A 734-nucleotide genomic window follows, 5' to 3' on the forward strand; every position below is an offset into this window, starting at 1 on the left:
AAGTGCAGTAATGTATGTAGCTTATCGATACTAATAGGTCGAGGACTTGACCAATATATATATTTGAGCAACGGGATAAATATGAATGAATATGAATATTTAGACGTTGGCGAAATGAATGTCATGAATTTTAAATGTTTGCAGTTTTTAGAGTATTAACTCTAAATAACTTAATAGAAATATTAAGCATAAGAGATTATGTGGTTACAATAGCAGAGAGGATACACCTGTTCCCATTCCGAACACAGAAGTTAAGCTCTCTAGCGCTGATGGTACTTGGTGGGCAACTGCCTGGGAGAGTAAGACGTAGCCACGTGATGTGCCGAAGTGGCGGAACTGGCAGACGCACAGGACTTAAAATCCTGCGGGACTTACCTCTCGTACCGGTTCGATTCCGGTCTTCGGCACCATTTTTAAATTACTATCGCGGGGTGGAGCAGTTGGCAGCTCGTTGGGCTCATAACCCAAAGGTCGCAGGTTCGAGTCCTGCCTCCGCAACCATTAAAAATGGCCCATTGGTCAAGCGGTCAAGACACCGCCCTTTCACGGCGGTAACAGGGGTTCGATTCCCCTATGGGTCACCAATTAAATATGCGGGTGTAGCTCAATGGTAGAGTTCCGGCCTTCCAAGCCGGCTGTGAGGGTTCGATCCCCTTCACCCGCTCCAGATTAAACTTATGGGACTATAGCTCAGCTGGGAGAGCACCTGCCTTACAAGCAGGGGGTCACAGGTT

At 46.7% G+C, this 734-nt stretch carries 4 tRNA genes and 1 rRNA gene; all 5 read left to right on the forward strand.

The features are described 5' to 3' along the window. Positions 1-199: 199 nt before the first annotated feature. The 5 genes from rrf (at position 200) to CHL78_RS20420 (ending at position 667) form a co-directional block, all read left to right on the forward strand. A 5S ribosomal RNA gene (gene rrf, locus CHL78_RS20400) occupies positions 200-316 on the forward strand. 5 nt (positions 317-321) lie between these two features. Further along, positions 322-410, forward strand: a tRNA-Leu gene (locus CHL78_RS20405). Between the two features lie 15 nt (positions 411-425). Continuing rightward, positions 426-501, forward strand: a tRNA-Met gene (locus tag CHL78_RS20410). A gap of 8 nt (positions 502-509) precedes the next feature. Continuing rightward, positions 510-584 (forward strand) — tRNA-Glu (locus CHL78_RS20415). A 9-nt stretch (positions 585-593) separates the two neighbouring features. After that, positions 594-667, forward strand: a tRNA-Gly gene (locus tag CHL78_RS20420). Positions 668-734: the final 67 nt, after the last annotated feature.

Origin of the sequence: Romboutsia weinsteinii (assembly GCF_002250835.2) — a bacterium.
Taxonomy (GTDB): Bacteria; Bacillota; Clostridia; order Peptostreptococcales; family Peptostreptococcaceae; genus Romboutsia_A; species Romboutsia_A weinsteinii.